The sequence below is a fragment of the Citrobacter sp. Cf136 genome (assembly GCF_030333815.1).
GTDB classification, from domain to species: Bacteria; Pseudomonadota; Gammaproteobacteria; order Enterobacterales; family Enterobacteriaceae; genus Citrobacter; species Citrobacter freundii.
On record NZ_JAOWFE010000032.1, the window covers coordinates 1,397,711 to 1,424,130 of the forward strand.

Consider the following 26,420-nt stretch of genomic DNA (forward strand, 5'->3'; position numbering starts at 1 on the left):
TTATGACCTGGTTTATTGACCGGCGTCTTAACGGCAAAAACAAGAGCACGGTAAACCGCCAGCGCTTCTTACGCCGTTATAAATCGCAAATTAAACAGTCGATCTCCGAGGCCATTAACAAGCGTTCGGTGACTGATGTGGATAGCGGCGAATCTGTCTCTATTCCGACTGATGATATTAGCGAACCAATGTTTCATCAGGGACGTGGTGGCCTGCGCCATCGCGTACATCCGGGTAACGACCATTTTGTGCAGAATGACCGCATTGAACGCCCACAAGGCGGCGGTGGCGGCTCAGGAAGTGGACAAGGCCAGGCCAGCCAGGATGGTGAGGGTCAGGATGAGTTCGTCTTTCAGATCTCTAAAGATGAATATCTTGATCTGTTGTTCGAAGATTTAGCACTTCCTAACCTGAAGCAGAATCAGCAGCGTCAGTTAACGGAGTATAAAACACACCGGGCAGGTTTTACCTCTAACGGTGTGCCTGCCAACATTAGCGTGGTGCGATCCCTGCAAAACTCACTGGCGCGCCGTACGGCGATGACAGCGGGTAAGCGTCGCGAACTGCATGCTCTCGAAGCGGATCTGGAAACCATCGCGAAAAGCGAACCAGCGCAGTTGCTGGAAGAGGAACGGTTACGCAAAGAGATTGCCGAACTGCGGGCAAAAATCGAACGCGTGCCATTTATCGACACCTTTGATTTACGCTACAAAAATTATGAAAAACGCCCCGACCCTTCCAGCCAGGCGGTAATGTTCTGCCTGATGGACGTCTCTGGTTCGATGGATCAGTCGACCAAAGATATGGCTAAACGTTTTTATATCCTGCTGTATCTGTTCTTAAGCCGGACCTATAAGAACGTGGAGGTGGTTTATATTCGCCACCATACCCAGGCGAAAGAAGTGGATGAGCACGAGTTCTTCTACTCTCAGGAAACCGGGGGGACCATTGTCTCCAGTGCGCTGAAGTTAATGGATGAAGTGGTGAAAGATCGCTACAACCCTGCCCAGTGGAACATCTATGCTGCACAGGCATCGGATGGTGATAACTGGGCAGATGATTCACCGCTGTGTCATGAGATTTTGGCGAAAAAGCTGCTGCCAGTGGTACGCTATTACAGCTATATCGAAATCACTCGCCGCGCTCACCAAACCTTATGGCGTGAATACGAACATCTGCAATCAACCTTTGATAACTTTGCGATGCAGCATATCCGCGACCAGGATGATATTTACCCGGTATTTCGCGAACTGTTTCATAAGCAAAGTACGACCAGTAACAATTAATCTAAACAAATCAGTCAGCGCGTAGATGTGCTGACTGATTTTATAAATAGTGCCCCATCCTGTTTTTATTTTCCCTTAACAGAGCAGCAGGCAATGTAGTTTAACTGATGACGTTGCGAACGGAAGAAGCGAAACATTTTCAGGAACCGACGACGATTTTCGCTCGTGCGTAAGCCGTTAAACACAATTTTAACTGCCCCTGTAAGCCCTTCATCACGAATTAATCCGCGCGGTGACATCAGCGACATGTTGCCATTCTGCTGCAAGACCTGTTCGAACCCGCAGTTAAGAAACAAATCACGCCAGCCTTGTCTGGTCATTGGGCTAACGTTTGATTTCACCACATCGACAAGCTGGCCCTGTTCGCCCGCGCCCAGTTTTTGGGCGGTGAACATAATATCGTGGGTGAGCAGGCGCCCACCGGGCTTCAACACACGATAATATTCGGCAATTAACTTCGCCTTCGCTTTATCGGCATACATTGTCAGCATGGCTTCGTTAATCACAACATCAAAACTGTTATCCGCAAAAGGCAGGGTACTGGCATTCGCAGCCATCACATGGATGTGATTTTCCAGCCCATTTGCTGCCACATTATTTCTGGCATTAGACAGCGCGGTTTTATCCATATCGATAGCGTAGACCGTACAACCAAAGCGTTGAACTAACTCTATCGCCGTCGTGGCCATGTTGCACGCCACTTCAAGCACCTGGCTGCCGGGCGTCAGCTGTGACTGGCTAAACAACCATTCTGTTGCTTCAACGCCGCCCGGACGCAGACGGGTTTTGCCCAGGCTGGCTAAAAATGTATGACCCGCTTTTTCAGTCGCGCTCATTGGCCTGTCTCCTTTTATAAGTTGCATTATAAATACAACATTAAGAGTTAAAGGTGAAGCGCGCGAATGATTTTTATTACAAAATGTCCTTGCCCGTAGCGTTAGAGCGGATGTATGCCGTGTGATAGACTGAACTATCAGACTTACAGGGCTGTAAATCATTATGAAATTGCATCATAAAGCGCTCAGGCTCTTTATCTCCGTCAGCGTAATTGTTTTGACGTCTTCTTTTTTGGTTTATGAGCTCATTGCCAGCGATAAAGCAATGAATGCGTACATGCGCTATATCAATGAGAAAGCCGACTCATCGTTCCTCTATGATAAGTACACAAATCAGAGCATCGCAGCCCATCTGATGCGCACATTTTCGTCCCCCCATGAGCCAGCCTCTCTCGAACAGCAAAAAGCACTTTGCACCGCTTTCGACAGCGTTAACGGCGCTCATGGGCTCAACCTTACTAAGCACAACTATCTGCCATTGCACGGTACGTTGCAGACCACCTCAACAAAATGTAGTGAACAGCTTGATGACATTTTTCTGCTGCCTTCTTTTGACCGGGCGGTCAATGTTAATCGTCAGCAGAAAGATTACGGTCAGGGATTAGGGACGTTAGAGTATAAATTTCGATATTACGTCGATCTCAAAAATAACTACGTCTATTTCTATGATTTGATCGACTCGCGGAAATTTGCGATACACAACTGGTCGTTTTTGCAAAAAGGTACGCTGGGAATCGACCAAAATGATATTGATGGTATTTTCACCGGCCGCACGGTGATTTCCAGTATTTATGAAGATAACCTGACCGAGAAAAAAGTGATGAGCTTTTTAACACCGGTCTACTACACCGGTAAGTTAAAAGGTGTGGTGATGGTAGATATTAATAAAGAGAATTTACAGAATATTTTCTATACCAGCGACCGCCCTCTCGTCTGGCGCTATCTTAACGTAACGGTCTCGGATACCAGCTCCGGTAAAGAGATTCTCGTTCATAAAAGTGAAACCGATCTGTTCCGCTATGTTCACTATGAGAAGGACATACCCGGTGGTATACGCATCACACTCTCACTCGATGTTATGTATTTTATTGTCTCGTCCTGGAAGATATTCGCATTCTATTTACTGGCAACGATATTACTGCTGAATATGGTCAGAACGCATTTTCGGTTGTATCACAACGTCACGCGGGAAAATGTCAGTGATGCGATGACCGGGCTCTACAACCGTAAAATTTTAACGCCGGCGCTTGAGCAGCGTTTGCAACAGTTGGTGAACACGGGAACGCTCGTCACCTTTATCGCCATCGACTGCGATAAACTGAAAGTCATCAATGACACGTTAGGGCATAAAGAAGGCGATCGGATTATCACCCATCTGGCCAAAGCCATTCAAAGCTCTATTCGCAAAAGCGACTACGCCATCCGCCTCGGCGGCGATGAGTTTTGTATTATCCTCATCGACCACCCCAGTGATTTAACACCCCGCCTGCTGGAGAGAATTCGCTATAACTTACAAATTATTGCGCATGATATATCCATCAGCTTCTCCGCCGGGGTTTATAATATGCAGCCGAACGACACTATTGATGATGCTTACAAAGCATCTGATGCACAGCTCTATCTGAACAAACAGAAAAAACACGCCGGTGCGTGATTATTTTTCTGCAGGATTTTCATTGTTGTACCAGGAGTAAGTCATGACGGAAGTGAACAAAGGTAACGCAACGCATCAGCGTTTAATCTCGCTGTTGTCAGAGCAAGGCGCAACGTACCGCGTGGTAAGCCATGAAGCCGTCGGCAAATGTGAGGCAGTTTCTGAAATTCGTGGTACCGCACTGGGCCAGGGAGCAAAAGCGCTGGTCTGCAAAGTAAAAGGCAACGGCGTCAATCAGCATGTCCTGGCGATCCTCTCTGCCGATCAGCAGGCCGACCTGAGCCGGTTAGCCAGCCATATTGGCGGGTTGAGAGCCTCTCTTGCCAGCCCGGCGGAGGTAGATGAACTAACAGGCTGCGTATTTGGCGCTATCCCACCGTTCAGTTTTCATCCTAATCTCAAGCTGGTCGCTGATCCGCTACTGTTTGAGCGTTTTCATGAAATTGCGTTTAATGCCGGGTTGCTGGAAAAATCCGTGATCATGGATACCGCAGATTACCTGCGTATCGCGCAACCTGAATTAATCCCTTTCCGCCGCGAACAATAATGGTCTGCGTTAGCAGTAAAAAACGTCGCATCGTGCGTTAGCCCAAAAAAAATCATAATCATTAAAAAAAGCCTGTTCCGTCACGCATTTACGCGTACAGTAAGCAGGCTTATTTTTTCTTTTGGCAAGGAAACTACGATGTTTGATGTCACTCTGCTGATCCTCCTCGGACTGGCAGCTCTGGGCTTTGTCAGCCACAACACCACTGTCGCTGTTTCAATTCTGGTGCTGATCATTGTCCGTGTTACCCCTCTGAATACTTTCTTCCCCTGGATTGAAAAACAGGGCCTGACCGTCGGGATTATCATTCTGACCATTGGCGTCATGGCACCGATCGCCAGCGGAACGCTACCGCCCTCCACGCTCATCCACTCCTTTGTAAACTGGAAATCACTGGTCGCTATTGCCGTCGGGGTATTTGTCTCATGGCTCGGCGGACGCGGCGTTACGCTCATGGGCAGTCAGCCCCAGCTTGTTGCCGGATTACTGGTGGGCACGGTACTGGGCGTGGCGCTGTTTCGCGGTGTGCCGGTGGGGCCGCTTATTGCGGCAGGCCTGGTCTCGTTGATTGTTGGGAAGCAGTAGCCAGCCCGTTCAGATAACGGCCTGGCGTCTGCCCCAGGCCTTTTTTGAACATAGTGATAAATGCCGTGGTCGAATCGTACCCGAGCATTTGCGCGACCTGTTGTACATTGCGGCCATCGATCAACGCCTGCAGCGCCAGAATCAGCTGGAGCTGGTGACGCCAACGGCGAAAACTCAACCCCGTTTCTTTGACGACCAGACGAGCAAGGTTACGTTCACTCATCGCAAATACGCTGGCCCATTGTCCCAACGTCTGCCATTGTGCTGGCTCTTTCGCCATCGTTGCGACCATTCTGCGAATTTTCGGGTGATCGGAAACCGGTAACTGCATCTGCTCCTGTGGTTGCTGCGGGAGTTCATCAAACAACACTTGCGTCAGCCGCTGGGTTGCCGGCTCCAGTCGCTGAGCATCCGATTTGGACGCCAGCGCCAGAATGAGTTCCCGACATAACGGGGCGATTTTCAGCGTGCAGCAACGTTCAGGCATCACGACAGCCTGCGGCTCAATAAACAGAAAACACAATTGCGCGCCCACGGTAACGTGGTTGCTGTGTGGAATTTCGCCAGGGATCCACACAGCATATTGCGGAGGCACCATCCACATAGCATTTTCAACTTCACAGGTGATCGCACCATGCAGCGCCAGGATCAACTGTCCCTTACGATGCTGATGCAGCGGACTGAAAAGTTCATCTTCCCGAGCATGAATACAAAATGCGACCGCCGCATCGTGGTACAAATCGGGCTCATATCCATCCAGTCTCAGCCCCAACATAAGAATGTCCTATTTTAGCGATAATCTGTCATTTTAGCTTGATTCATCCATAGTGTAAAAACGCTAAAGTATCGCCTCGCCTGACGATATGAGAAAAAAATGATTACTACACCTTCCTCCCGTGGCAAAAATGCAGCGTTGCTGATCGCGGGGATCCTGATGATTGCCACCACACTGCGCGTCACCTTTACCGGCGCAGCCCCGTTGCTGGATGCCATTCGCGCCGACTACGGTTTGAGTACCGCCCAGACTGGACTTCTGACTACCCTGCCGCTGCTGGCCTTCGCGCTGGTATCACCCCTGGCTGCCGCCGTTGCGCGCCGCTGGGGCATCGAACGTAGCCTGTTTGCCGCGATGCTGTTGATTTGCGTAGGTATTGCGATTCGTTCGCTGCCTTCGTCAGGGTTCCTGTTTAGCGGTACCGCCATCATTGGTTGCGGAATCGCGTTGGGAAATGTGCTGTTACCCGGATTGATTAAGCGAGATTTTTCCCAGCATGTGGAGAAACTCACTGGCGCATACTCGCTGACCATGGGCGCGGCGGCGGCACTGGGCTCGGCAATTGTGGTTCCATTGGCACTAAATGGATTTGGCTGGCGCGGTGCGTTGATGGTGCTGATGGCCTTCCCGCTGCTGGCGCTGATTATCTGGTTGCCCCAATGCCGCCAGACTGCTCATGCCAGCCTGAGTAACTCGCGCGCCTTGCATTCCCGCGCGATCTGGCGCTCTGGCCTAGCCTGGCAAGTGACGCTGTTTCTGGGGATCAACTCCCTTGTCTATTACGTCATCATCGGCTGGCTACCCGCCATTTTAATTAGCCATGGCTACAGTGAATCTCAGGCCGGTTCGTTGCATGGTTTACTGCAGCTGGCGACTGCCGCGCCGGGAATATTGATCCCTCTCGTCCTGAACAGATTTAAGGATCAGCGCGCCATCGCCGCTCTGGTTTCGTTAATGTGCGCCGTCGGCGCGGCGGGATTCGCCATAATGCCCGAACAGGCATTGCTATGGACCATCCTGTTTGGCTTTGGCTCAGGCGCGACGATGATCCTCGGCTTAACCTTTATTGGCCTGCGCGCAAGCTCAGCGCATCAGGCTGCAGCGCTCTCCGGCATGGCACAGTCTGTCGGATATTTACTGGCCGCCTGCGGGCCACCGCTGATGGGGAAAATTCACGACCTCAACGGTAGTTGGCTGATTCCATTAACGGGTGTCGCCGTGTTAGCGATGCTGATGGCGGTGTTTGGTTTGTGCGCGGGGTGCAATCGGGAGATCGCGAGCGCATAATGCAGAGGGCAGGTTCGCGGACAACCTGCCCAATATTTATCCGCGCGCGGCGCGCAGCATCGCCTGAACCAGAGGTACGGGTTTTCCCGCCAGCGCTCCGCGTTCATGCTGAAAGAGCGTGCCGACATAAAATGGATGTGTCACCAGCTCAATGGCACGAATATCACCAGCCTCATCCCAACCGGTCACACGGAGATCGCCGCGCTCCAGCTCAGCGGCAAAATCTTCCGATACGCCGTAGTTGCAGTGATATCCCTCCGAGATAACATCCCGTCCGTAGGCTTTGGCAATCAGCGTATTGGCCCGAAGCTCAATATCATCCGTTTTTTCTACCAGCGAGCAGGTCAACGGTGCTATCACCATCCGACCCGTGGTGTCCGTCTCCGCGTGGGCGGCGTCGATCCAGCCCAGCACGTTGCGGGCATACTCCAGAATGGCATGTTGAAAGCCGCCACAGGTACCCAGGAATGGGATGCTGTTTTCACGCGCATAGCGTATCGCGATCAGCGCCCCTTCCAGGTGGCGATAAGGACTGCCTGGAACGACCCAAATGGCATCATAACCTACCAGGTCCTCACTGCTGCTGATATCAGATGTGGTTAGCCAGTCATAATCAGCCACTAATTCCAGGACGGCAGCGGCATCATCAATGGCAAGAGGAATAGCCTGATGCGCCACAATATCGGGGTTGTAATCGCCCACCAGCGCAATGCGAAGCGTATCTTTAATCGGGGAAATTTCCATTAAACGTTCCTTATGTCCAGACAATGAGGGACACTATAAGGAGCCTCAGCCTACCGATTTTTTGTTGGTATCACAATCCCTTAAATTGGGAGTCAGGGCTGGCGGAATGCTATAATGGTCACGTTTTACGATCTTATTTAACCGTAATAGCGATAGCTTAATGGAGCGGATGAAGAGATGAATATTCAGTGCAAACGTGTGTATGACCCGGCAGAAAAAAGCGATGGTTACCGCGTGTTGGTCGACCGGTTATGGCCTCGCGGGGTGAAAAAGAGCGATCTTATTTTCAACGAATGGAATAAAGCACTTACCCCGTCATCTGATTTACGTAAGGCATTCCACGCAGAGTTGATTGATTTCTCGCATTTTTCTGAGCAATATCGCGCTGAACTGGCTCAACAGCAGCAAGAAGGAAAGCGCCTCGCAGAGATTGCCCGACAGCAAACCTTAACGCTACTGTATGCGGCGAAAAATACCCAGCAAAACCACGCGCTGGTGCTCGCTGAGTGGCTACGTCAATGCTGACCGCGTATCACTTGCCCGCTGTCGGATGATCTCTACGCCAGAGCGCCCATTCATCAATCACTTCCCCTCCGGGTAGTTTGCAGTCTGACCTTACGCCTTGCGGAGTCTGCACCGCAACCAGCGTACCGCCCTTTTGTTCGCAATACACCGATGCCGGATTCGCCATGCCGATTTTTGGTGGTTTAGGGGCATCAGGCTGCGCGGTACACCCCGCCAGCACCAGCAAGCCGGGCAAAATAATAGACGCTAGTTTCATCTCTACTCCTGTTTAAAAGCATTATTCCGGCAGGTTACCCCGACTTCCCTTCTATCTCCATGTTTTACGTTCTAATTTCAATTTTATGATTACATTTCAGCCAGAAACACGTGTTTCATCTTGCTCCCTGATGTTCTATCATGCGCCCACGCCAGCCTTGTCATCACTCAGGAGTATTTACACCTCATGTCGGACATGATCCTTGCCAGAGTCTCACAATCCTTAGCCACGGAGCAGTCAGTTGAGAGTCTGGTACGCCAACTTCTGGAAATGCTGGAAGTAGTGACTGAGATGGAATCTACATACTTGACCAAGGTCGATCTGGATGCCCGTCTGCAGCATATTCTGTATGCGCGTAATAGCTGCCAAATGCAGATCCCCGAAGGGCTGTCCGTACCGTGGGATGAGACGCTGTGCAAACGCGCTATTGAGGAAAACTGTCTGTACAGCGACAACGTGCCCGTACGATGGCCGGAATGTACCACCGCTCGCGCACTGGACATCACCACTTTTCTGAGTACTCCCGTTCATCTTCCGGACGGAACGTTTTACGGTACGCTCTGCGCCACCAGTCGCCGCCAGCATGCGTTAAGCGAACGTGGTGAACAGGTGTTGCATCTGTTTGCCGGACTAATCGCCCAGTCTATTCAAAAAGAGTCGCTGGTTGCTCAGTTACGTGAAGCGAACGCTGCGCTGATTGCTCACTCCTACACCGATGCCCTGACCGGATTACCGAATCGGCGCGCAATTTTTGAAAATGTAGAGACCCTTTTTTCGCTCGCCCGCCACCTCAGGCAGAAGATAGTTGTCGCCTATATCGATTTGGATGATTTCAAATTGATCAATGACCGCTTTGGCCACGAGGTTGGCGACCAGTTCCTGATCCAGATTGGCCACCGCCTGCTGCGTAAATGTAGTGATAATGACATTCTCGGTCGACTGGGCGGTGACGAATTTTTAGTCGCTCGCCTGTCGCCGGAAAATGACAGGGAGCAACGCGTTCGTCTGCAGCAGGTGAAACATCAGTTGCAGCAGCAAATTTGCGGCGACTACCAGCTGGGCGATATTCATCTGTTTTATCCTGGTGCCAGTCTGGGCGTGGTGGAAATTGATCCGCTGGAGACTGATGTAAACTGTGCGCTTCATCTCGCAGACAGCGCAATGTACAAGGATAAAAAGCGTCAGGATAAAACCGCTTTTGTCGTACATTAACCCCTGCTATGCTGGCTCGTCTTTAAATAACTCTGGTAGATAATCGTATGCGACTCGGTATTATTTTCCCTGTCATTATTTTCATTTCCGCTGTCGTTTTCTTATCCTGGTTTTTTATTGGCGGTTACGCTGCGCCTGGAGCATAACGATGAAAAAAACAACGCTTATTATGATTGGCGTGGCTATCATCGTGGTTCTGGGCACGGAACTGGGGTGGTGGTAACCAAAGAAAAAGGCCACTTATCAGTGGCCTCTATTGTCTGCATGTTTACTTAACTTTTGACTTTTCTATAGATAAACAACACCACAATCGCACCGATAACCGCTACGACAAAACTGCCAAAGTTGAAACCATCAACTTTACCAAAACCAAAGAAGGTACTTATCCAGCCACCTACTACCGCACCGACAACCCCTAAGATGATGGTCATAAAGAATCCGCCGCCATCTTTACCCGGCATAATCCATTTTGCCAAAATCCCAGCGATAAGACCGAAAATCACCCATGAAATAATGCCCATAATATCCCTCACTTATGTTTTTAAGTTAACGATTCGCTCGTTGTATAAAAGCATAGCATAGCGCTGAAAAATTAAAATTTGTGATCGGTATCACCTGCTATTTTCATCTTTTTCTGATCTTTCATAAGGTTAAACCATTCGATGCGACATTTTCCCTGACGTAGCTCGTCATTAATGTCGAATCGTCAGTCATTCTGCTTTACTCATTCGCCCTCAGTCCCTGCAATTACTGGGTTTTCACTTCTGGCACGATTTATGCTTAAACAACCGGTCACTATGACAAATCGTAGTCCGCGATGCGTATCGCGCGGCTCCGTTTACAATTCGCGCTATTTCAGCATTTAACAGGTCTGTTATTGATGAAAAAAATCACCAGTGTATGCCCATACTGTGGGGCCGGGTGCAAGCTCAAGCTTGTTGTTGAGAATAACAAAATCATCCGCGCCGAGGCCGCAGAGGGTGTAACGAACCAAAATCAGTTATGCCTGAAAGGCTACTATGGTTGGGATTTTCTTAACGACACTCGCCTTCTGACTCCCCGTCTGACTCGCCCGATGATCCGTTATGAAAAAGGTGGAAAATTCACTCCCGTTAGCTGGGATGAAGCCATTCGTTACACCGCAAAACGCTTATCTGAAATCAAAAATACCTATGGCCCCCGCGCCATTATGACCACTGGGTCTTCACGTGGAACAGGGAATGAAACCAACTACGTGATGCAAAAATTCGCACGTGGCGTTCTCCATACCAATAATGTCGATTGCTGCGCCCGTGTCTGTCACGGCCCTTCCGTTGCCGGGTTACAGGAAACATTAGGCAATGGCGCCATGAGCAATTCCATCAGCGACATTGAAAACTCAAAATGTCTGCTGATCTTTGGCTATAACTGCGCCGACTCGCACCCGATCGTGGCTCGCAGGGTAATTAAAGCTCGCCAGAATGGCGCAAAAATCATTGTCTGTGACCCACGTCGTATTGAAACTGCTCGTATCGCTGACCAACATTTGCAGTTAAAAAACGGTTGTAATATGGCACTGGTTAACGCCTTTGGCCATGTCCTCATCGAAGAGCAACTCTACGATCGCGAGTATGTACAAAAGCATGCGGAAGGACTGGAAACATACTGGGAAACCGTGAAGGACTATGCGCCTGAAGCCGTTGAACATTTAACGGGTGTTCCCGCACAGCAGGTTCGTCAGGCGATGCGTACATTTGCCGCAGCGCCATCGGCAACCGTGATGTGGGGAATGGGCGTCACCCAGTTTGGCCAGGCCGTTGACGTGGTTCGTGGTTTGTCGAGCCTAGCGTTGCTGACCGGCAATCTGGGACGCCCTAACGTCGGCGTTGGGCCGGTGCGTGGGCAGAATAACGTGCAAGGCGCGTGCGATATGGGGGTACTGCCTAACCAGTTCCCTGGGTATCAGGACGTGACCGATTTCACCGTCAGGGAGAAATTCGCCAACGCCTGGGGCATTGACGTTAATCAGATGGATGACAAGGTTGGAACGCGCATCACCGAAGTTCCGCATCTGGCTATTGAAGGCAAAATTAAAGCCTACTACATCATGGGGGAAGATCCGTTGCAAACCGAGGCCGATTTAGGTCTGGTCCGCGAAGGGTTTAACGCGCTCGATTTTATTGTCGTGCAGGATATCTTCATGACCAAGACAGCGGAAATGGCCGACGTCCTCCTGCCGGCCACCTCCTGGGGTGAACACGGTGGTGTCTTTACCTGCGCCGATCGTGGATTCCAGCGTTTTGAAAAAGCGATTGAACCCTCAGGTGATGTCAAGCGTGACTGGGAGATCATCAGCCTGCTGGCCAGTGAAATGGGCTATCCCATGCGGTATCAAAGTAACCAGCAAATCTGGGATGAGATGCGCGAGCTGTGCCCGCTGTTCTACGGCGTAACCTATGAGAAAATGGGTGAAATGGGGCATATTCAGTGGCCATGTCCGGAGCTCGATCACCCCGGCACACCTTACCTTTACGCGAACAGCCAGTTTGATACCGCCAATGGCAAAGGCAAACTGTTTGCCGCACAATGGCGAGCGCCCGCAGAAGTTCCTGATGAAAAGTATCCGCTGGTCCTGTGTACAGTGCGTGAAGTTGGGCACTACTCCTGTCGTTCAATGACCGGCAACTGCGCAGCGCTGCAAGCCCTGGCAGATGAGCCTGGGTATGTGCAAATCAATACTCATGATGCAGAAAAACTGGGTATTCGTCATCGTGACCTGGTATGGGTCAGCTCGCGTCGTGGTAAGGTCATCAGCCGCGCCGATGTATCCGAGCGTATCAATGCCGGAACGGTGTATATGACCTACCAATGGTGGATTGGTGCGTGTAACGAGTTAACTCAGGATAATCTCGATCCTATTTCGAAAACGCCGGAAACCAAATATTGCGCCGTAAGTATTGAGCACATTAGCGATCAGGGATGGGCTGAAAAGTATGCCGCACAGACGTATAGCGACATGAAATCACGCTTGTGCGAGGCCATTGCGTAAGTCACCTCGCTAACCGCCTGAGTCTGGTCATCCAGACTCAGGTATTTTCTCGTTACTTCGCCAGCTGTGGTTCACTAAAGCGAATAGCAGCAGATTCTTCCTGCTTATCCCGCTGCATAAAACCGAGGTTCATCAGGAACAATCCTACCATAAACGGGAGTTCATACAGCTCTTCAATGAGATCGCCGTACTGCGCGTTGTGCAAAAAGACAGGGGCCAGCAGACGATGATGCTCTACCGTATCGGAGATCAAAAATGCACAGGTGGTGATCGCTAACAGCCATAGCGGCAGCGGTTCATTGCGTAAGCGACGGGCAATATCCTGGCGTAAGCGTTTTGATATCAGGACAGGCAGAATAATCATTGCAATCAATACCACTGAGATAACTCTGAACAGAAGTTTAGGGTGCTCGGGGAAATAATCACGGCCCCAACTGGTACTGCGACCCAGCAACACCAACCACCACACAGCCGCCCAAAGCCAAAATTGTTTCTCGCCTTCAGGACGTGATAAAGGCCGGATGTAGCTGAGAGTAAAAAGCGCTCCAAACAGCAGCCATAACGCTTGGCCATTCTCAATCCATCTGACGACAGTACCGTTGAGCAAAGGTAGATTCCAGTTCGCAGTGAACGGGATCGCTACGATGATCAGCCCAAGAATGAAAGTGGGTAATGTTAGTCGGGTATTCAGTTTCATAAGCGAGGTTCTGTATTGTGACTGTTTCACGATCATAACCCCTGTGAATGATCCAACATTAGCAATCAATGCGGATTTCTTAAGGTATTCTTAAGAAATCTTTTTCCGGATATTTCCAGGTTTAACACGGATAAAAAAACCGCTCTGCGCCAGAGAAACGCAGTGCGGTTTATAAATCAAAAACGAAAATATGCAATCAGAGGCAGAGGCTAACATCTACCAGCCGCAGACGTCGTGCTCATTCTCGGTATCGTATGAACGTACCGTATTGACCAGGTCTTTAACCACTTCAGCGGCCACATCCGGAATCAACAGCGTCATCGGCGCTTCAGTTTCATAATCGACTGACACGCCGTTGCTGTTATTGGTCACTGTTACGGTATAGGTTGCTTTGCCCATGATTTACTCCTTGCCGGTGCGCACGACTTTTCGTTGATTCGCGCTCTCCATCAGAACTTCCGGGGCAACGAAAAAATCGATATTAAAGTATGTGTCGTCGGTCATCACTTCGATGTTATGCCATTTTTCCGGTGGAAAAACGCCAAACTGACCGGCTTCAATAACCATCACCTCTACGGGCTCCGGGCTATGTTCATCTGCGTATCCGAGATATTTGACCGCCCCCTGCATAACCGAAAGTCGAGGATAAACCCCGGCACGGGTTCCTTTATCAAGGTGGCGTTCGAAAATTCCGGCAGGCGCCGTTTCTTTGTTCCAGAATGGAGTAGAGCGTGTATGGATATGGTTCTGTGGAATTTGAAGCATTTTTCTTCCCTTTTCCAGTCGACAACCAGCGAGTTCTTACTGAACCGCTGCTGTACACAGGGTACGCCTCATAATATATATTTAAAATACCATTTATTGGTTATAACAATACAATTATAAATGAATTGCAGGGTGTAATATTGAAGGCCCGCCGTAACCAACGGGCCAATGGCGTCACGACTGAAGCGTGGCCAGACGAGCGGCAAAACCAACAAAAATCAGACCAATAAGGGAATTACCCACTTTGGCCAGCTTTTTCTTCGTACGGATATACTGCGTCACGAACGCGCCGGAGAAAATAAGAAAGCTCAGATAGAAAAAGCTCACTATCTCAAGCGTAATAGCCAAAATAAAGAATGACAGCCCTGAGTGCGGCGCATTGACATCAATAAACTGCACGAAGAACGACACATAAAACAAAATAGCTTTAGGATTCGTCAGGCTCAGAATTAACGCACGTTTAAAAATAGCGCCAAACGGGACTTCTTCAGGCGCGGCATCGCCAGCTTTCGATTTCAGTGTTGCATACAGGATCTTCGCACCGAGGTACAGCAGATAAAACGCGCCAAGATAGCGAACGATGTTGAACAAAACGGGCGTTGTTTTGATCAATGCGGCAACTCCGGCATAGGCCAAAAACATTAACACGGCATCGCCGATAAACACACCGCTTGCGGCGAGATAACCGCCCTTCACTCCCCGACCAACGCTGTTCTTCAACACAAATATCGTATTTGGCCCCGGTACCAGCACGATAAAAATAGCCCCCACCAGATACGTCCAGTAATTCAGAACTCCATACTCTGCGAACACGTTAACCTCTTCCTGAAAAAACACATGCACTTGCTGCGAGACAATATGCTAACGAATGCATCGGGTGATGGAAAGAGAAGGTTATGAATTAAAAAACCCGCCACTGGTGACGGGTGTGTACAGATAAGGTTAGCCCGGATTAATGGTGCAGCATCTCATCCACAACCTCTTCTCCCTTCAACTGGTAAGGGTAGTAGGTAGGCCAGTTTTCCATCTCTTCAAGCAAGGCTGCCTGCGATGTATTTCCCATAAAAATATGGAAGTGGCTCGATTTACGCGGCGCGATAATATGATCGCTGAATTGCACGTATTTAGGTGCTTTGCTGTTAGCGTCTTTACACTCAAACAGATAACGTACACCTTTCTTGCCTGACTTATAGTGCAGAATTTTATAACCGGCGTAGTCGTATTTACATGATGCAACCTGATTACCGGTGTGAAATTCCATTACGTCATTTTCGATGCCGATGGTGTCTACGTTGGTTGCATAACCTTTACGGTAGTAATCTTTAATTTGTTCTGCCGTTTTGCTTTTGTCTTTCTCCGCTTTCTTTTTGAAGACCGGATCAAGCTCGCCGCTGACCAGATACGGATAGACAGATTGCCACATGCCATCCCAGTCGGTCAGCGCCCTATTTTGCACCTGGTTATCATCAAAAACCCCTTCCGACGCCTTTTGTTCTGCTTCGCTCATCGGCGCACCATGGGAATGATGACCGTGCGCCATAACCGAACCACTGACTACAAGCATCCCCAGAACAATTGTCAGTTTTTTAATACAAATAGCCAAAATTTCACCCTCAAATCATTTGCGAGTGAATGTTATAATATAACATATCAATTTAATCAATAGATCAGCTACAAGCCTTATCTCATTTCACGTTACAAGGAGTTTGCTGGAACAAAGCTGCTCAAGCAGGGCCTGTTGATGGCTGATAATCAGCATAGCCAATGGCCGACGCTGGCATTCTTCAAGCAGCAGCGTCCAGATATCCCGTTGAATGGAAGGATCGAGCTGGGCGGTAATTTCATCAGCAATAAGAAAACGTGTCCGCGGGTCCAGCGCACGAAGTAAAGCAATTCGCGCCAGTTCACCGCCAGAAAGTTGTCCGGGGCGGCGAGTTAACCACTCTGGGTTGATGTGAAGACGGGTAAGCATTTCAGCATCCGGTCGCCAGGCATCATGAACCGCATCACCGGTGCTGCGTCGGGGGTTAAAAGTTAATTCCGGATGCTGTGGCACCAGTTGCACCGGGCAATACTGGTGCATCGGTAACGGTTGTTCATCAACCAGAATGTCACCCGAAGTTGGTTTCTGCCAGCCCGCCAGCACGCGTCCCAGCGTCGTTTTGCCCGTCCCACTTGGCGCACAAATCCCAATACGTTCTCCAGGGTGTAGAGAGAAGGTTAGATTTTGCCACAGAACCTTTTCTCCCTGACGGATTGTTACATCACGACAGCACAACATCGCGCTCTCCAAAAAGTTGATTTCTTTCAGGCAGCGCCCGCCATTGTCGTTGCAGATGTTCGCTAATCTCTCCGCGTAACAGCTGCTCCCGGCTGACGTTATCCGACACCCTTCCCTGATGCAGCGCGACAATACGATCCGCATGGCGGGCCGCCAGCGTGAGGTCATGCGTTACCCATAAAACGCCAGCCCCTTGCTCACATTGCTCACGCAACTGTTCAAGGAGTTGATCAGCCAGAGGTGCATCAAGCCAGGCGGTAATTTCATCCGCCAGAATATAGCGAGCCTGACTCAGAGACGCATGACAGGCCAGGACACGTTTCGCCATACCGCCTGAAAGCTGGCGCGGAAAAGCATCTAATACACGGCTTTCCAGTCGGCTACGCTGGAGCAATCGTTCAATTTTTCCGGCATTCCATTGCTGGCCAGAAAGCTGGCATGCCCTGCGCAGATGCTTTTCAATCGAGAGCAGCGGGTTAAGCGCCTGAACGCCTTGCGGGACATAGCTGAAGGTATCGCCACGACATTTGCGAATATCATCGCTGTTCAGCGTTTTGCCCTCCAGCGTGATAGTGCCCTGGAAGCGCAAATTCTCCGGTAAGAGATCGAGCAGGCATTGCAGCAGCAGGCTCTTACCCTCCCCGCTTCCTCCCACTAACGCCACCATTTGACCCGGTGCCACGTCGAAAGAGATATCCTGCAACAGCGAAGACCAGTTTCTCGCGCCGTACCAGCGATAACGCGCCACCTCCAGCGAGACCTGTCTTAAACTCAACATGCGTCACCTCGTAACCATAAACGATGTACCGCCCTTGCGAGCTGATCGAATAACATCACCAGACTGAACAGCATCAGTCCCGGAAACAGCACCAACCACCAATCGCCATGACTGATAAATCTCAGCGCATCCGCCAGCAGCAGTCCCAGTGACGGTTCATGAGGCGCCAGTCCAAAACCGAGGAAGCTTAACGCCGCGCTATGCAACACCGCGTGGGGAAACATCAGCAGTGTTCCCGTTAGCCATTGGGGTAACAAAGCGGGTAGATAGTGATGTCGCCAGCAGTAAAAATGTCCGTGTCCCAGACGCCAGGTCAACGTCAGATAGTCACTGTGCGCCACGCGCTGCGCTTCGGCACGCAGGATCAGAGCCAGACGCGGCCAGTGGGTCAGCGCAACTGCCATAATCACGCCGTTTTTCCCACCACCTAGCGTAAAACAGATCAAAATGAGCAACAGCAGATGCGGCATCGACAGCATGGCATCGGTAATCAGGCGCATAAACACATCCAGACGCGGATGCATACGCGAAACAGCCGCCATCATTAATGCAATGAAACCGCTGCACAGGGCCGCGCCAATACCAATTTGCAGACTGGTTAACGCGCCCTGAAAGCAACGGATCCAAAGATCACGACCGAGATTATCGGTGCCAAACCAGTACAACGCATCAGGCGGTAAATGCCGGGCAAGCAGATTAACGCTTAATGGGTTATCCAGCGTCGTCGCGCCATACACCGCAATGCCCAGCAGGCAGCTAAAAGAGAACAAAAGACGAATCAGCGTCGGCGTCGGGTTATAGAGCATCAGGTCGCTCCAGAGCACGGTTCAACGCATGAACAAGCCAGGTAGACACCGAGTTGCCAATGAAAACCAATACGGTACTGAACAATACAATTCCCATCAGTAACGGCAGATCTCCACGTAATCCGGCATCAATAGTGGCCTGCCCCAGTCCCGGGTAAGCAAAGACTTTTTCGGCCAATAATGCGCCTCCCAACAGCTCCCCCAGCGAGGCAAACTGCAAACACAGCGCAGGCGTAATTGCATGACGCAGAACCTGATGGCGTAACAGTGACCAGCCCTTATCTCCCTGAGAACGCGCAAAACGGACAAAATCGCTTTTCATCACGCTGGCGATGCTTTCCCTCGTATGAAGCGTAATTTGTCCCAGTCCCAGCAAACTGAGCGCGCAAACGGGAAGCACCAGATGGCGCAGACGCTCAGTCAGCGTCGCCATATCGCCGCTATTGCCCGGCTCCCACGCGCAGCAGACCGGAAATACCGGCCAGCGCACGGCAAATAATGCCAGCAACAGCATGCCAATCCAGAAGGTCGGCAGCGAAGAAAGCAGATAACTGAGGCGACAAATTACTTTATCCGGCCAGCGATTCAGGTAGCGACCCGCGACAAACCCCATTGCCGTTCCCAATATGCCAGAGAGTAGCCACGCGCCACCAAGCAGCGCAAACGAAGTCGCAAAGCGCTCCTTGATCACGCTGGCAACCGGCGCGTTAAACAACATTGAGTAGCCGAGATCGCCCTGTAATACACGGCCAAACCAGTGACCAAAACGCTCCCATAGCGGTTGGTCCAATCCCCAGCGAGCCGCGATACGCGCATATTGCTCCGGCGGCACATGCAGGAGATCGTTGCCGATATAAGCCCGAATCGGATCGACCGGAGAAAAGCTGAGCAGCACAAAAGTGCCAGCCGCAACCAGCACTAATAACACTATCAGCCGTAGAAAATGGCCCACAACAGACTTCATCAACGGCAGGTCCAGGTCCATTCATCCAGATTATTGAGCAGTGACCAGCTACCGTGAATCTCCGGTGCGCCTTTACCTAAGTCAATACACGGATTTGCCAGGTAGGTATGCTGAATATTCAGCAGCCATGCCCAGGCAGCATCGCCCTGCACGCCAGCCCCTTGCTTGCCATCCCACTCAACTTGCTGCCAGAACGGCAACGCTTTTTGCCAGTCCGGAGCGTCAATTGCCTGTTTAAGATGCTGCTCAACGACAGGATTGCTGTAATAGCCTGGATTGTAATATTCCACGCCCGCAGCCTGATTACTGTAGTGATGGAAAAGCTCCATCGGATCCAGACTTCCCCAGCCAAACAGCGTCGGGTTGGCATGCATATGCCGCTCAACAGTTTCCCAGCTCCCGGATTGCAGAGAAATCTGAATACCCACTGGCTCCAGCATCGCACGTACGGCTTCGGCTAAATCCCGGCGTGTACTGTCACCGCTGGCGTACCACAACGTTAAGCGAGCCTCTTTACCGTCCTTCACACGTACGCCATCTTTACCCACCTTCCAGCCGGCTTCTTCCAGAATCGTTCGCGCTTTTTCGCTATCGCCATCTTTGAACGCAACTGATTGTCCCTGCCATGGCAGACCCTGAACCGCGCTATACGCCGGAATCGCATGACCTTCCATGACCTGATCGGCAAGCTGCTTACGGTCGATGGCGTAGTTGATGGCGCGCCTGATGGCAACATCGGCAGTGATATCGTTCCCAATCGGATAGCCATTGGCGTCTTTTTTACCTGCAGGAACCATCGGGAACACAATGCCCCGGTTTTCCACGCTGTCGCGTACCCAAAGTTTCAAATTTTTCTGCTGAGGAGCGACCGCCATCGACGGCGCGATACGTACGAGTCCCAGTTGGCCGCTACGCGCTGCGGCATAAGCGTTATCTTCATCAAGGAAGACAAACACCAGCTTACTGAAATCATTTTTCTTACCGGCATACCAGGGGTTAGCCTCAACGATCAACTGCTGCCCCGGCTGAAAACTCACCAGTCGATACGGACCCGCGCCAATCGGATTTTTAGCGAATGTTTTTTCGTCATACCGTTTTTGCGGAACAATTCCTAATGACCCCAGCACGTTCACAAAGGTACTTTGCGGGCTACGCAACGTAATTTCTACCGTGCGGTTATCTTTCAGACTGGCATGGGTGAAGTTTCCCATGTCGATTTTGCCGCCGCTTTTTGCTGCTTTGTTATAGGTGAACACCACGTCTTCAGCGGTTAGCGGCGAACCATCAGAGAATTTAAGGTCAGGTTTTAACGTCAACGTCCAGGTTTTGCCGTCTGCGCTGGTCTCTACTTTTTCCGTCAGCAGGTTTCCCCAACTCATATCAGCATTTTGTTTTAATAATGGTGCATGCAAAAGCAAATAGCTGCCATGACTCCATCCCAGCATCGGGTCAAACCCCTCCGTTGGCTCTGGTCCAATTGCCAGCTTTAACGTCTGTCCTTCGCTGGCATTTTGTGCAGCAAAGAGTGGTGAGGTTAATGCGAGAGTCAATGCGCACGTCAGCAGTGCCAGCTTGCCTTTGATCATTATTTTTTCCAGATTTGCGTTATTTTTATACCGCCGAACGACTGATAGCCGTTTAACGGCCTCCTGGGGAAGGGATTATGGCGGACAGAAATGACGAAAAAAATGATGCGGCGCAGAAAAGTATGACGATTTTCTAAAATTATCATACTTTTTTCTGATACTCCGTTATGAGTACGACCTGAATCTCAGAAAATTGAGTAAACCTTAGCCATGTATTCAATGCCATATTAATCACAGACTAATAGTTATCAATAAGGATTATTGGCCACCCCGATTTTCCTTTATCTAAAACTCATGACAATTTATGTATATTTATTCAAGAAAATCACCAGAAGTGACAAGTTATGTAAATTTGTAATGATAATTATTTGTATTATCATTTCGATCACTTATCTTACTGCCTTTGATTTTTAACAAAGGAAGTTTGACTATGCGTTTAAAACCTGTTGCCTCTGTCGTTCTGTCCTGTTTAGGGTTTTCCAGCCCCTTTGTTTTCGCCGAAGATGTCATGGTGGTAACCGCTTCCGGTTACGAAAAGAAAATCACCAATGCCGCCGCCAGCGTCTCTGTAATTTCACAGCAAGAATTACAAACCAATAAATATAATGATTTAGGTGAAGCCCTGCGTTCTGTTGAAGGGGTCGATGTTGAAAGTAGCACCGGTAAAACCGGTGGTCTGGAGATCAGCATTCGTGGCATGCCCGCCAGCTATACCCTGCTTCTGATTGACGGTATTCGTCAGAATGGCAGTAGCGACGTGACGCCAAACGGCTTCTCTGCCATGAATACCAGTTTTATGCCTCCACTGGCGGCGATCGATCATATTGAGGTTATCCGCGGCCCGATGTCGACGCTTTATGGCTCCGACGCAATCGGTGGCGTGGTGAATATCATCACCAAAAAAAGCACCGATAAATGGAGCACTTCCATCAATACCGGCGTTAACCTGCAAGAGAGCAATAAATGGGGTAACAGCACGGTCGCCAACTTCTGGTCAAGCGGCCCATTAATCGCAGGCGTACTGGATATGCAGGTGCGAGGAAGCACCACCCAACGTCAGGGTTCCAGTATCACTTCGTTGAGCGATACCTCTTCCACCCGCATACCTTATCCAACCGAGTCGGAAAACTACAATATCGGCACGCGACTCGACTGGAAAGCCAATGAAAGCAATACGCTGTGGCTGGATCTCGACGCCGCCAGACAGCGTTATGACAACGATGATGGTCAGTTGGGTAACCTGACGGGAGGTTATGATAAAACGCTGCGCTATGAGCGTAACAAAGTGACCCTCGGTCACGATACCGCCTTAACATTTGGTACCTGGAAATCCTCCCTTGGCTGGAACGAAACCGAGAACAAGGGCCGACAACTGGTCTCCTCCGCACTCACGCCAGAAAACGCTGGCCGGGCCGGTGATGCGCGTGAGCTTAAAAACACCAACGTCATTCTGGACTCCGTACTGCTGACGCCACTAGGTGATTCGCATCTGTTAACCCTCGGCGGAGAATACTGGGATGCGCGGATGAAAGATGGTGTGGTGCTGGCTAATACCGGCGAGACGTTCCATCAAAAAACATGGGCAGCCTATGCCGAAGATGAATGGCATATTCTCGACTCGCTGGCCTTAACCGCAGGGACACGCTATGAACATAACGATATCTTCGGTGGTCATCTCAGCCCGCGTGCGTATATGGTCTGGGACGTATCTGAGGAATGGACGCTCAAAGGCGGCGTAACGACCGGTTATAAAGCGCCATCACTGAGCCAGTTACATAACGGGATCAGCGGCGTAACCGCACAAGGAACGGTGAATACGGTCGGTAGCCCGGACCTCAAACCGGAGGAAAGTATCAGCTACGAAACCGGGCTGTATTATGAGAACGACGCCGGGCTGAACGCCAACATAACCGGTTTCTATACCGAATATAAAAATAAAATTGTCTCGTATTCTATCGATGACAATACCAATAGCTATACCAATAGCGGTAAGGCGAGAACCGATGGCATTGAATTTGCCAGCACCTTCCCTCTTTGGTCGGATGTACTGACCCTATCCCTCAATTACACCTACACCCAGAGTAAGCAAAAAGACGGTGACAATAAAGGCGCGCCGTTAAGCTACACGCCAAAGCATATGGCTAACGCCCGTCTGAACTGGCAGGCAACGGAAGATATGAACGCCTGGCTGAGCGCACGTTATCGCGGTAAGGCCCCACGCTTCACGGAAAATTACGACAATCTCAGCGCAGTACAAAAAGCCGTCTATGACGATAAAGGTGCTAATTTAAAAGCCTGGACCGTCCTGGACATGGGAATGTCTTACAAACTGACCAAAGATCTGACACTTAATACGGCAGTTAATAACGTGCTGGATAAAGACTTTAGCGAGGTTAAACTTTACCAGGTGGGCCGTAATAGCACCTACGCAGGTGATTATTATCAGACTGCACAATCCACTACCGGATACGTAAACCCGGGCCGTAACTACTGGGTATCGTTAAACTATCAGTTCTAATGTTGTTTTCCCTTCCTGACGGACTGGAATTGATAGCCCGTCAGGAATTATGTCACATCAAATAACAGGCGGATGATGTTATAAAATCGCACTTTTTATAAGGATATGATTAAAACACCCTCAGCCACCTGTAACTAAAAGTAACTGATTTTCATGTTAAATTCTTACCAGGCAAGAACACCAGAATCAGATTTATTCACACAACAAATGCCTGGATTTTAAAACCGAAAAACAAAAGCCAACATCATCATATTTTCCTGAGTTACCAGACCTTACTCTCAAAAAAACATTTGTCAAAATAATAATAAAAATACATTCACATAATCAATCCTTCAAGTTTAAAAAACAAAAAGAAACATCTTCTTTTATTTGGAACGGATACTCAATGTTATTATTTCAAAAATAACATCCACGGTAACCGCCATGCTCATCACACACGAAATACTTAATGGAATAATGGGTGAAAGAGTTTCCGATGATTGTATTATTTACTTGTCTGGACCTTCATCATTAGATACACCCCTTGAGATAATGCGTAGTAAAAGCTGCATTTGCGTAAATGGTAGCGCAGGCTATTTAATTAACAACAATATCCCTGTATTTCTTTATGTTGTTTGTGACGGTTCTTTTTATGAAAACAATAAAGACTTATTTTATAAGTATTCCGCCTATGCTCAGCATACCTTTATTAGTGAAGATGTTGTTAAAAGAGCTGATTCAACAGAGGCAGAGAACTTGCTCAACACATGTTTTCTGTTAAAGGACATTTGCAAATCCAGAGGTGGTATCGGTAGAAAGATTCGCTATAAAATAAAAACAATGACTAACAAGAATCTTCGAATTAAATGCTCTGCATTCAGAAAAGTGAAAACAATTGCATTTTCAACTGATGTAACACATGGTCATTTTGGTAGTGCTACGGTCGCATTTAGCGCGTTACAAATAGCCATTAGTCTAAAATTTGAAAGAATAATTTTTTCAGGTTTAGATTTGAAAGGTAGCTGTAAACGGTTTTACAATGAAGTTAACGCTCAACCCACGACTCTACCCGCTGATCTTAGCTTTATATTAAGATCATTTTCTTATGTAAGTAGCCACTATGACGGTAAGATCTACAATCTTTCTCCACAAACAGCTATTCCCTACGATGTTATTCCGTTCATCAATACAGAAGAAGTAGCTTGTTCCACCTCCTACTAGCAATACACCAACGATAAGAATATTTAAATGATTAATACAGAAACACCCCTTCATGCACCATTAGATACAATGCCAAAACAATAACCCCGACGATACCACCTAAAAACAGTGCTGCGGCAATCACAAGCTGGTTGCGGTTTGTGTACTTCGTATTGTTTCGTACATCCAACTCTTTTTTCGCTGCACTGTGACTTGAATCACGCTCCATCGCGAATGTTATATCTGCCATGCCATTATCCAGTTGCTGTATATGAAAACACAAATAACCACCACATCGATAAGGGTATAGGTTTTAAATAACAGAATCTGAGATTTGTCTCACGATAAAGATAATCATCGGATTTTTACTCCCGAAGCAGATTTCATGCTCCCTTTTCATCAATAGGGTTATCATGTACTTATTCGACAAAAACCTTCACTTTAGGCTTTGCCAGCAGAATCATGACGAACTCAGTGAAGGTTACTGGTTTATAGAAATAGTACCCTTGTAGGAAAACAATGTTGTTTTTGTTGAGATAATCGAGCTGAGCCTTCGTTTCAACTCCTTCTGCAACGATGCTTAAAGACAGTTTGCGCGCCAGATCGAGAACACAATCCAAAATTCGGGTTGAATCGGGAAGCTCATTAACCCTTCCCACAAAGCTCTGATCGATTTTAATGTAATCAATGTGCAGGTCATGCAAATAAGAAAGCCCAGAATAGCCCGTACCAAAATCATCAAGCGCAATCACAAAGCCATTTTCATGCAGGATATTGAGCCTCTGCACAAGTTCTTCATCTATATGTAATGGCTCACGCTCAGTAACTTCAATCACCAGGTTGAGATCATGGCGGCTGAAGCTATCTTTGAATTTCAGACACTCTTCAACAAATGTAGGGGTAGTGATATGGGATGCGCTGAAGTTAATACCGACATGGAATCCAGATGGCAGTTTGCTGGCAATGGCGTTCATATTCGCCGCAACCTGCCTCATCAGACTTTGAGTTAGTGGCACTATCAGGCCTGATTTTTCGGCGACGGGAATGAAGGAGGCAGGAGAGATATATCCGGCTGTTGGATGTTTCCATCGGGCCAGCACTTCAACACCGCGTAACGTCCCCTCACGACCATTTACGATAGGTTGATAAAAAGGCACGATCTCTCCTTTTACTATCGCTCTGCGCAACGTTTCTTCTGGGGTATCGTTCTTATTTAGATATTTATCAATGGCATAAGCGGCTGCGAAAGATATTAACAGGATAAAAACCAGAATCCCTGAACCTTGTGTAACCAGCCTTTTTGCACTAAACAATGGCGGTTCATTATAAATAATGCTGAACGGATACTTTGCGGAATTCACCTGACCAGACATCTGTGAGCTTGCTGTAACGGTTTTCACATCACCCAATAAACCAAGCACTTCGTCACCTACGAGTAGTGAATATGTCACCCCCTTTAACGGAACATTCAATGCTCCACGGATATGCACCCCGCTAATAGTGACAATGATGTGGTTGGTTTGAAAACGAGTTTGATACAGCAGAACGGGTATCTCATTTTCCGTATTTCTTGCGGGAGTAAGCAGCAAATTTGTATCAGTAATCACCGGAATTTGCTTAAGCAAGATCCGATTACCTGGCAGTGACGTACACCAAAGCTTCCCCTGTCGGATAATGATCAGCGTTCGCAAATGAGGGCGAAGTGCAGCTTCAGTTCCAAGTTGGTATTGACCCTCCAGATCGCATTTTTTTTCGGCGATGTGCATAGCGGTTCGAGTTGCCTGGAAAGCTTCATCCAGTATGTTATCCATATTTTTCGCGGCATATCTGGCTCCTCCAAGGATTTCTGTCGAAGAGGAATACCACAGCTGCATATTAAGAATAAAAACACCTATCAAAAAAAGACACACCGCTGCGGTTACCGGTAAAAGTACTTTGCGCATTCTCATGTCCCGTGGTGAAAACTGATCAGTCGTTGCGATGAGCATTGACGTGTTCTAATTTATCTCTACAGAGCATGGTAGATAGAATCAAAAGTCGCCATGCGCCCAGTCACACTTCCAAAGCTACAACATAAGAAATTGATTTTTATAAAAAATAACCCCTGGAAA

Annotated in this window: 28 protein-coding genes and 1 pseudogene; 12 read left to right on the plus strand and 17 right to left on the minus strand. The window is 49.0% G+C overall.

Going from position 1 to position 26,420, the window contains the following annotated elements; all coding sequences use genetic code 11:
* Positions 1 to 2: 2 nt before the first annotated feature.
* A complete protein-coding gene (locus OGV98_RS11160; protein ID WP_003030708.1) occupies positions 3 to 1,286 on the plus strand; it encodes a YeaH/YhbH family protein in 1,284 nt (427 codons plus the stop codon).
* Positions 1,287 to 1,351: 65 nt separating this feature from the next.
* Here OGV98_RS11160 and OGV98_RS11165 read toward each other — a convergent pair whose 3' ends face one another.
* Positions 1,352 to 2,122 (minus strand): class I SAM-dependent methyltransferase, encoded by a 771-nt coding sequence (locus OGV98_RS11165; protein WP_003846666.1) that lies wholly within the window; start codon positions 2,120 to 2,122, stop codon positions 1,352 to 1,354.
* A gap of 163 nt (positions 2,123 to 2,285) precedes the next feature.
* Between OGV98_RS11165 and dgcJ the strand changes: the two genes are divergently transcribed.
* From dgcJ to OGV98_RS11180, 3 genes are all read left to right on the plus strand, one after another.
* Complete coding sequence (gene dgcJ, locus OGV98_RS11170) at positions 2,286 to 3,776, plus strand: diguanylate cyclase DgcJ (RefSeq protein ID WP_115489604.1); 1,491 nt, start codon at positions 2,286 to 2,288, stop codon at positions 3,774 to 3,776.
* 43 nt (positions 3,777 to 3,819) lie between these two features.
* Entirely contained in the window at positions 3,820 to 4,323 is a 504-nt protein-coding gene (locus OGV98_RS11175) for a YbaK/prolyl-tRNA synthetase associated domain-containing protein (RefSeq protein ID WP_003030712.1), read from the plus strand.
* A 138-nt stretch (positions 4,324 to 4,461) separates the two neighbouring features.
* Complete coding sequence (locus OGV98_RS11180; RefSeq protein WP_003832453.1) at positions 4,462 to 4,908, plus strand: DUF441 domain-containing protein; 447 nt, start codon at positions 4,462 to 4,464, stop codon at positions 4,906 to 4,908.
* On the opposite strand, the pseudogene OGV98_RS11185 reads toward OGV98_RS11180, so the two are convergent.
* A pseudogene (locus OGV98_RS11185) lies at positions 4,891 to 5,683 on the minus strand (AraC family transcriptional regulator); the annotation flags it as partial. The gene OGV98_RS11180 and the pseudogene OGV98_RS11185 sit on opposite strands and share 18 nt — an antisense overlap.
* Before the next feature lie 99 nt (positions 5,684 to 5,782).
* On the opposite strand from OGV98_RS11185, the gene OGV98_RS11190 reads away from it, so the two are divergent.
* On the plus strand, positions 5,783 to 6,970 hold the full coding sequence (locus tag OGV98_RS11190) for a CynX/NimT family MFS transporter (RefSeq protein ID WP_202580529.1): 1,188 nt from the start codon (positions 5,783 to 5,785) through the stop codon (positions 6,968 to 6,970).
* 36 nt (positions 6,971 to 7,006) lie between these two features.
* Here the strand turns inward: OGV98_RS11190 and OGV98_RS11195 are convergent, their stop codons facing one another.
* Positions 7,007 to 7,714 carry a CTP synthase C-terminal region-related (seleno)protein gene (locus tag OGV98_RS11195; protein ID WP_003846671.1) on the minus strand — a complete coding sequence of 236 codons (708 nt, stop codon included), beginning with the start codon at positions 7,712 to 7,714 and terminating at the stop codon, positions 7,007 to 7,009.
* Positions 7,715 to 7,891: 177 nt separating this feature from the next.
* Here OGV98_RS11195 and OGV98_RS11200 point away from each other — a divergent pair, with 177 nt between their 5' ends.
* The gene (locus tag OGV98_RS11200; protein ID WP_003030722.1) at positions 7,892 to 8,239 is read left to right on the plus strand and encodes a DUF488 domain-containing protein; all 348 of its coding nucleotides are present in this window, start codon (positions 7,892 to 7,894) and stop codon (positions 8,237 to 8,239) included.
* A gap of 7 nt (positions 8,240 to 8,246) precedes the next feature.
* Here OGV98_RS11200 and OGV98_RS11205 read toward each other — a convergent pair whose 3' ends face one another.
* Positions 8,247 to 8,495, minus strand: coding sequence for a putative hemolysin (locus tag OGV98_RS11205; protein ID WP_046670552.1), 249 nt, complete (start codon positions 8,493 to 8,495; stop codon positions 8,247 to 8,249).
* Between the two features lie 186 nt (positions 8,496 to 8,681).
* Here OGV98_RS11205 and OGV98_RS11210 point away from each other — a divergent pair, with 186 nt between their 5' ends.
* Genes OGV98_RS11210 through yoaJ form a run of 3 tightly spaced genes read left to right on the plus strand, consistent with a single transcriptional unit; the run spans position 8,682 to position 9,930 of the window.
* Entirely contained in the window at positions 8,682 to 9,707 is a 1,026-nt protein-coding gene (locus tag OGV98_RS11210; protein ID WP_202580530.1) for a sensor domain-containing diguanylate cyclase, read from the plus strand.
* Between the two features lie 47 nt (positions 9,708 to 9,754).
* Positions 9,755 to 9,853 (plus strand): YoaK family small membrane protein, encoded by a 99-nt coding sequence (locus OGV98_RS11215; RefSeq protein ID WP_032941789.1) that lies wholly within the window; start codon positions 9,755 to 9,757, stop codon positions 9,851 to 9,853.
* Positions 9,854 to 9,855: 2 nt separating this feature from the next.
* Positions 9,856 to 9,930, plus strand: a complete 75-nt coding sequence (gene yoaJ, locus OGV98_RS11220; RefSeq protein WP_099530266.1) for a protein YoaJ — start codon at positions 9,856 to 9,858, stop codon at positions 9,928 to 9,930.
* 49 nt (positions 9,931 to 9,979) lie between these two features.
* Here yoaJ and OGV98_RS11225 read toward each other — a convergent pair whose 3' ends face one another.
* Positions 9,980 to 10,228 carry a GlsB/YeaQ/YmgE family stress response membrane protein gene (locus OGV98_RS11225; RefSeq protein ID WP_003030729.1) on the minus strand — a complete coding sequence of 83 codons (249 nt, stop codon included), beginning with the start codon at positions 10,226 to 10,228 and terminating at the stop codon, positions 9,980 to 9,982.
* 359 nt (positions 10,229 to 10,587) lie between these two features.
* Here OGV98_RS11225 and fdhF point away from each other — a divergent pair, with 359 nt between their 5' ends.
* On the plus strand, positions 10,588 to 12,735 hold the full coding sequence (gene fdhF, locus OGV98_RS11230) for a formate dehydrogenase subunit alpha (RefSeq protein WP_202580531.1): 2,148 nt from the start codon (positions 10,588 to 10,590) through the stop codon (positions 12,733 to 12,735).
* Positions 12,736 to 12,787: 52 nt separating this feature from the next.
* Here the strand turns inward: fdhF and OGV98_RS11235 are convergent, their stop codons facing one another.
* From OGV98_RS11235 to OGV98_RS11280, 10 genes are all read right to left on the minus strand, one after another.
* Positions 12,788 to 13,432: a hypothetical protein gene (locus OGV98_RS11235; protein WP_003840864.1), complete on the minus strand. Its 645-nt coding sequence runs from the start codon at positions 13,430 to 13,432 to the stop codon at positions 12,788 to 12,790.
* A 216-nt stretch (positions 13,433 to 13,648) separates the two neighbouring features.
* Positions 13,649 to 13,831 carry a DUF1869 domain-containing protein gene (locus OGV98_RS11240; RefSeq protein ID WP_003840863.1) on the minus strand — a complete coding sequence of 61 codons (183 nt, stop codon included), beginning with the start codon at positions 13,829 to 13,831 and terminating at the stop codon, positions 13,649 to 13,651.
* Positions 13,832 to 13,834: 3 nt separating this feature from the next.
* The gene (yeaR, locus tag OGV98_RS11245; protein ID WP_003030735.1) at positions 13,835 to 14,197 is read right to left on the minus strand and encodes a DUF1971 domain-containing protein YeaR; all 363 of its coding nucleotides are present in this window, start codon (positions 14,195 to 14,197) and stop codon (positions 13,835 to 13,837) included.
* Between the two features lie 174 nt (positions 14,198 to 14,371).
* Positions 14,372 to 15,010, minus strand: a complete 639-nt coding sequence (gene leuE, locus OGV98_RS11250; RefSeq protein WP_003840862.1) for a leucine efflux protein LeuE — start codon at positions 15,008 to 15,010, stop codon at positions 14,372 to 14,374.
* Between the two features lie 139 nt (positions 15,011 to 15,149).
* Entirely contained in the window at positions 15,150 to 15,800 is a 651-nt protein-coding gene (gene zinT / locus OGV98_RS11255; RefSeq protein WP_286551470.1) for a metal-binding protein ZinT, read from the minus strand.
* 87 nt (positions 15,801 to 15,887) lie between these two features.
* A complete protein-coding gene (locus tag OGV98_RS11260) occupies positions 15,888 to 16,478 on the minus strand; it encodes an ATP-binding cassette domain-containing protein (RefSeq protein ID WP_202580532.1) in 591 nt (196 codons plus the stop codon).
* Complete coding sequence (locus OGV98_RS11265; protein ID WP_138828405.1) at positions 16,462 to 17,256, minus strand: ATP-binding cassette domain-containing protein; 795 nt, start codon at positions 17,254 to 17,256, stop codon at positions 16,462 to 16,464. Before OGV98_RS11265 ends, OGV98_RS11260 begins: the two co-directional genes overlap by 17 nt.
* A complete protein-coding gene (locus OGV98_RS11270; protein ID WP_151218966.1) occupies positions 17,250 to 18,062 on the minus strand; it encodes an ABC transporter permease in 813 nt (270 codons plus the stop codon). The genes OGV98_RS11265 and OGV98_RS11270 overlap by 7 nt, the downstream gene beginning before the upstream one ends.
* Positions 18,052 to 19,026, minus strand: coding sequence for an ABC transporter permease (locus OGV98_RS11275; RefSeq protein WP_202581332.1), 975 nt, complete (start codon positions 19,024 to 19,026; stop codon positions 18,052 to 18,054). The genes OGV98_RS11270 and OGV98_RS11275 overlap by 11 nt, the downstream gene beginning before the upstream one ends.
* Complete coding sequence (locus tag OGV98_RS11280) at positions 19,026 to 20,612, minus strand: ABC transporter substrate-binding protein (protein ID WP_202580533.1); 1,587 nt, start codon at positions 20,610 to 20,612, stop codon at positions 19,026 to 19,028. Before OGV98_RS11280 ends, OGV98_RS11275 begins: the two co-directional genes overlap by 1 nt.
* A gap of 430 nt (positions 20,613 to 21,042) precedes the next feature.
* Here OGV98_RS11280 and OGV98_RS11285 point away from each other — a divergent pair, with 430 nt between their 5' ends.
* The gene (locus tag OGV98_RS11285; protein ID WP_202580534.1) at positions 21,043 to 23,130 is read left to right on the plus strand and encodes a TonB-dependent receptor; all 2,088 of its coding nucleotides are present in this window, start codon (positions 21,043 to 21,045) and stop codon (positions 23,128 to 23,130) included.
* A gap of 423 nt (positions 23,131 to 23,553) precedes the next feature.
* Complete coding sequence (waaZ, locus tag OGV98_RS11290) at positions 23,554 to 24,330, plus strand: 3-deoxy-D-manno-oct-2-ulosonate III transferase WaaZ (protein ID WP_121539925.1); 777 nt, start codon at positions 23,554 to 23,556, stop codon at positions 24,328 to 24,330.
* A 31-nt stretch (positions 24,331 to 24,361) separates the two neighbouring features.
* On the opposite strand, the gene OGV98_RS11295 is transcribed toward waaZ, so the two are convergent.
* Positions 24,362 to 24,559 (minus strand): hypothetical protein, encoded by a 198-nt coding sequence (locus OGV98_RS11295; RefSeq protein ID WP_003840854.1) that lies wholly within the window; start codon positions 24,557 to 24,559, stop codon positions 24,362 to 24,364.
* A gap of 169 nt (positions 24,560 to 24,728) precedes the next feature.
* Positions 24,729 to 26,252, minus strand: coding sequence for a cyclic di-3',5'-guanosine monophosphate phosphodiesterase PdeG (gene pdeG / locus OGV98_RS11300; protein ID WP_121539924.1), 1,524 nt, complete (start codon positions 26,250 to 26,252; stop codon positions 24,729 to 24,731).
* Positions 26,253 to 26,420 lie beyond the last annotated feature (168 nt).